The organism is Deltaproteobacteria bacterium (genome assembly GCA_011773515.1).
Taxonomy (GTDB): domain Bacteria; phylum Desulfobacterota; class Deferrimicrobia; order J040; family J040; genus WVXK01.
The window spans coordinates 10,411-15,369 of record WVXK01000039.1 but is presented as its reverse complement, the minus strand read 5'-3'; the positions used below and the strand labels follow the sequence as shown (position 1 = coordinate 15,369).

Annotated in this window: 6 protein-coding genes; 1 reads left to right on the top strand and 5 read right to left on the bottom strand. The window is 55.9% G+C overall.

The annotated features are described in order from the left end of the window. From hemH to GTN70_04080, 4 genes are all read right to left on the bottom strand, one after another. Positions 1-465 (bottom strand): ferrochelatase (gene hemH / locus GTN70_04095; protein ID NIO16171.1); only part of this gene is annotated, 465 nt, incomplete at its 3' end. Continuing rightward, a complete protein-coding gene (gene hemE / locus GTN70_04090) occupies positions 452-1,507 on the bottom strand; it encodes a uroporphyrinogen decarboxylase (GenBank protein NIO16170.1) in 1,056 nt (351 codons plus the stop codon). The genes hemH and hemE, both read right to left, overlap by 14 nt. Before the next feature lie 156 nt (positions 1,508-1,663). Then, entirely contained in the window at positions 1,664-2,764 is a 1,101-nt protein-coding gene (locus GTN70_04085; GenBank protein NIO16169.1) for a radical SAM protein, read from the bottom strand. Between the two features lie 127 nt (positions 2,765-2,891). Beyond that, the gene (locus GTN70_04080; GenBank protein NIO16168.1) at positions 2,892-3,815 is read right to left on the bottom strand and encodes an NAD(P)H-binding protein; all 924 of its coding nucleotides are present in this window, start codon (positions 3,813-3,815) and stop codon (positions 2,892-2,894) included. Positions 3,816-4,381: 566 nt separating this feature from the next. Between GTN70_04080 and GTN70_04075 the strand changes: the two genes are divergently transcribed. After that, on the top strand, positions 4,382-4,549 hold the full coding sequence (locus GTN70_04075; GenBank protein NIO16167.1) for a zinc ribbon domain-containing protein: 168 nt from the start codon (positions 4,382-4,384) through the stop codon (positions 4,547-4,549). A 91-nt stretch (positions 4,550-4,640) separates the two neighbouring features. Here the strand turns inward: GTN70_04075 and GTN70_04070 are convergent, their stop codons facing one another. Then, positions 4,641-4,898 (bottom strand): NrdH-redoxin, encoded by a 258-nt coding sequence (locus tag GTN70_04070; protein NIO16166.1) that lies wholly within the window; start codon positions 4,896-4,898, stop codon positions 4,641-4,643. Positions 4,899-4,959 lie beyond the last annotated feature (61 nt).

The window sequence follows — 4,959 nt, the reverse complement described above, 5'->3', positions numbered from 1 at the left end:
CTCCTTCCGCAGGCATCGGGCAAGCTCCCGGAGGGAGGATCCCGTCGTCGTCCTGCTGTAGTGGGGGTAGAGAGGCAGGGCAACGATCCTGGAAGGTGCGTGCTCCTTCGCTTCCCTGACGGCATCACGCGTGAAGGGATACCAGTACCTCATTCCCACGTGGACGGAATAGATATCCTCGCCCTCCTCGTTCAGGTATCTCTCGAGCAGGGCTGCCTGCTTCTGCGTTATCTGGTTCAGCGGCGAACCGCCGCCCATTGTCTCGTACAGGGGCCGGACCTTCCTCGTCCGTATCCCGGACACGATGTAGGCAAAGAGCGTCTGCACGATGACGCCCCCCGGGATCGGTATGATATCCCTGTCCCGCAGGAGGTTGAAAAGAAAGGGGCGAATGGCGCTCAACGTATCCGGCCCGCCCATGTAGAGAAGAATAACGGCCGTCTTTTTCCGATCACCTGGGTTCATTTTCCGTTCTTCTGCCGTGCTTGTGAACCGCCTCGACAAGGGCCTGCGCGTGCCGGACATCGGTGGGGGGGAGGATCCCGTGGCCGAGGTTGAATATGTGCCCTGCCGCGCTCTTCCCCCTCCTGATGATATCTGCGGCGATCTCCTCGATCTTCTTAACGGGGTGAAACAGTGCCGTGGGATCCATGTTTCCCTGGACGATCGCATTTTCCCCCAGAATTGCAGCTCCCTCGTCGATATGAATCCGCCAGTCCAGCCCGTAGACATCGGCACCGAGCTCGCGGATCACGGGCAGAAGGGTGGCGGATTCATTGGCAAAATGGATCACGGGTACCCCTTCCCGGTTCAAGTTGCCGATGATTTCCTGCGTGTAGGGAAACACGTACTTCCGGTAATCCTCCGGGGTGAGGATTCCCGCCCAGGTATCGAATATCTGGACTACCTGCGCCCCCGCCTCGATCTGGGCATTCAGGTAATCGATGACGGTCTTCGTAATTTTCTTCATCAGCTTCCGGTAGACATCGGGTGCCTGGTACATCAGCATCTTCAGCTTTATGAAGTTTTTCGATCCACCGCCCTCGACGATGTAGGACGCCAGGGTGAAGGGGGCTCCCGAGAAACCGATGAGGGGAACCCTCCCCTCGAGCTCCCTGCGGAGCAACCGGATCGCTTCCATGACAAACCCCGTCTTTTCAACGGGGTCGGGGACGATCAGCTTTTCCACGTCCCCCGCCGTCTCGATGGTGAAATCGAGCACGGGACCCGTCCCATCTATGAAGTCGAGCTTCACGCCCATCGCCTCGACGGGAATGAGGATGTCGCAAAACAGGATGGCCGCATCAACCTTCAGGATATCGATGGGAAGGAGGGTCACCTCCGTTGCCAGCTCCGGGCTCTTGCACATCTCCAGGAACGTGTGTTTCCCCCGGATCTCCTTGTACTGGGACATGTACCTTCCCGCCTGCCGCATTATCCATACGGGGACCGTGTCTGCCGGCTCCCCCCTGCACACTTTCATGAAGCGGTAATCGCTCGGTTTCATCGGTATTTATGCTCCTTTTCCATTTTTCTGGATACCATAAACACACCGCCGATTTAATGCAACCTCTAAAACAGCGCTTACGTGGTGATTCGGATCGAGGATTTCAGAAAAACCGGGGACTCCGAAACCCTTCATCCCAGAACTGTGATCTGCACACTATGAACCGGGGCCTTTTCTGCCACTTGCCTTCGCCTCTCTCTCCTTGCGCATTCTCAACGGCACGTAATCGCAGAAAGGTTCCTCCGCAAGGTAATCCTCGTACACCGCATCGGCCCGGGCCCTGCACCCGCCGCAGATCTTCAGGAACTCACAGGAGCCGCACCGGTCCTTGTACGAGGAGAAATCCCGGAGCTTCTGGAAGAGCTCCGAGTGCTCCCATATCTCTTTAAACGACTTCTCCGTGACGTTGCCGGCGAACACGGGGAAGTAGCTGCAGGGCTGCACGTTCCCCCTGCAGTCGATGAAGGCGATGGTCTGGGCGCATATGCATCCCTTCCCTCCCCCCGTGGAAAACTTGAGGGAGCGCCGCTGGAACTTGATCCCCTCCTCCTTTGCCTTTTGCATGACGATCCGGTAGTAGTGCGGGGCACAGGTCGGCCGGACCAGCATTTCCGTCTCGTTCTTCTCCATCTCGTAGTGCCAGTTGAGAATATCCTCGTAATCCTCCTTTGAAATGAGCTCGCTCATGATCTCCTCGCCACGGCCCGTCGGGACGATCATGAACATGTACCACGCCGTCGCCCCCAATTCCTTCGCGAGCCGGTAGGTGTCCGCGATTTCGTGCTGATTTCTCTTCGTAAAGGAGGAGTTGACGATAAACTCGATATCGTGGTTTCTGAAATAGGACGCGGCCCGCAGGGTGCCCTCGAATGCGCCGGGCTGGTTCCTGAAGTCGTCGTGGACGTGTTCGGTAGAACCGTCGAGGCTTAAAGACACGATCCGGATGCCCGACGCCTTGATTTTCCTGCACACCTCGTCGTCCACGAGGACTCCGTTGGTGGCAAGGCACATGCGCAGCCCCTTCTCCGTCCCGTACTCCGCTATCTCGAAAAGATCCTTGCGCAGGAGCGGCTCTCCGCCGGAGAGAACCAGAACGGGGCTGCAAAAGGAGGTGATATCATCGATGAGCGCCTTCGCCCCTTCCGTGTCGAAGACGCTCTCGAAGGAGGACATGGAGGACGCGGACCTGCAATGAACGCAGTTCAGGTTGCACTTTCCCGTGATTTCCAGGGCCAACCACTTCGGAACGAACTCCATTTCGAAAGCTCCTTTGATGACGTTGGTATGAGACTCTCAACTTTTTATTATACTTTATAACAGAAGAGCCGGGAGATATATCGAGCCGACAATCAGAGCCGGCAAGGACCGAGCCGGCAGGGCGCCGTCACTCTATCTTTACCGCTACCCCCCTCCTGTCGAAGCGCTCAAAGAGATACTCGTAAAAGGTCCTCAGGGAGATGCCGAAATCCTCAACAAATGCCCTGTTGTCCCCCACCGAACCCCTGGTGAGCATGTAGAGCTGGTCGTAGGTGAGAGGAAAAAAGCTGAACCGCTCCAGGAGGATGACGAAAGGGTTTATCAGGGGAAGGGGAAGGTTGATCGAACGGCGCCGCTTTCCCATGGCACGGAGGATCTCTGCCAGTATTTCCCTGTAGGTGAAAACCTCGGGGCCCGTCACGGTATACACCCTGTTGACCGCCTCCTCCGTAACCAGCGCCCGGGAGAAAGCCGTCACCACGTCACCCACGAAAACCGGCTGGAGGGGGTACGTGCCATCCCCGGGTATGACCGCGAAGGGTGACTGTTTTATGAGCGACACCAGGGTACTTACGAATCCGTCTCCATCGCCGAAAACGACGGAGGGCCGAAAGATCGTGTAGTGAAAATCGCGGTCGATCAGGTACTGGTCCGCCTTCCACTTGGTGCGGAAGTATTCCGTCTTCTCATCCCAGTCGGCACCGAGCGCGCTCATCTGGACAAAGCGACTGACCCCCTTTTCCCGCGCGGCATCGGCGATATTCTTCGTGGCGTTGAAGTGCAGTTTCTCGAAGGTCACCCCCCTGGAGGGGAAATCCCGTATGATACCGATAAGATTGATAACGGCATCGCACCCGGCAACCCCCTGAAGCAGCTCACCCACGTCGAAGGCATCCCCCTCGACCCGCTCGACGTGATCCCTTACCTCCCGGGGAATCCGGTGCACCGAACCCTTCCGAACGAGCATCCGGACATCGTGCCCGTCGTCTTTTAGCTTTTTCACGAGATGGCCCCCGATAAATCCGGTCCCCCCCGCCACAAAGACACGCATCATGCACCTCCTCTGCTATCCCCATGAGTATTCACCATTATAAAATATTTATCATATATCCGATACGGAAAGAGCGCTCCCACTTTTTAAGATGCCATCTTCGAACGAAATGCATAATCTTTTTCACCACTTTTTTAATCCATTCCTTCCCGTCCGGGGCTTGCCGGGCGAACCTGCCCTTTCGCCTTCAATGGGGGCCTCGTTAATCAATCATTTAATTATCTTTTGTGGCATATGAATTTTTCCTTTACAAACCAGATAAACAGTTATAGAATAAGGAGTAGTTCCCCAAGAAAGACGGGAGGGATCTCAATCCCTCCCCCCTCCTCCCAGAAAAGTCCGGCCCCCCCGCCGGACTTTTCATTTTAAATAGACTTAAGAATCAGTATTTTATACTTAGCCCCGTCGGCGGACGGAAAGCGCGGGGATTTCCCCTGTGATTAACCGTACGTTTAACAGGCAGGGCAACAACTGCTTGATGAATTTCCCCACTCTGCTATAATGAAATCCGGGAAGATCGTCTGAGCGGTGCACTGGCTGCAACCACTCAGGGGAGGGGAAACCGTATGCCTACCTACTCTTACACCTGTAACAAGTGTAAAAACGAGTTCGAGCTCGTGCTCTCGTTCAGAGAGTTCGAAGAGGGGAAACTGGCTCGCTGCCCCGCGTGCAAAAGCAAGGATATCACGCAGAACCTGACGCTGTTCTACGGCAAGACGTCAAAAAAATCCTGACCCTTCTCTTGTCTGGAGTTTTCACGCCGACAGGCGCCCGGGCGATGTCCGGGGGAGAAGCGCACCGTTATTCCCGTCTGAGAGAAGGCGTTTAGAGCACACCCGCTTCTCTCAGGTCCTTCTCGAACGTAAGGGGATTGAAATTGTCCCCGATGACCGTGTGCCCCTCGATGTCCAGGGTTGGCACCACCTTCATGCCGTCGTTGAGCTTCATCACCACGGCTGCCGCATCGGGCTGCTTTTCGATGTCAACCTCCTCGTACTCGATCCCCTTTGACTGGAGAAATTTCTTTGCAGCCCGGCAGTCGGGACACCAGCTCGTCGAATACATGATTATCTTTTTCGCCATCAAGCCAACTTCCCTTCGATTCAACCGGTTCGTTAAGGAAAGCGAAAAGCATGACCAGAAC

Coding starts and splice junctions, on each gene's coding strand:
- GTN70_04070 (NIO16166.1), bottom strand. CDS start 4,898: ATGGCGAAAAAGATAATCATGTATTCGACGAGCTGGTGTCCCGACTGC.
- GTN70_04080 (NIO16168.1), bottom strand. CDS start 3,815: ATGCGTGTCTTTGTGGCGGGGGGGACCGGATTTATCGGGGGCCATCTC.
- GTN70_04085 (NIO16169.1), bottom strand. CDS start 2,764: ATGGAGTTCGTTCCGAAGTGGTTGGCCCTGGAAATCACGGGAAAGTGC.
- GTN70_04075 (NIO16167.1), top strand. CDS start 4,382: ATGCCTACCTACTCTTACACCTGTAACAAGTGTAAAAACGAGTTCGAG.
- hemE (NIO16170.1), bottom strand. CDS start 1,507: ATGAAACCGAGCGATTACCGCTTCATGAAAGTGTGCAGGGGGGAGCCG.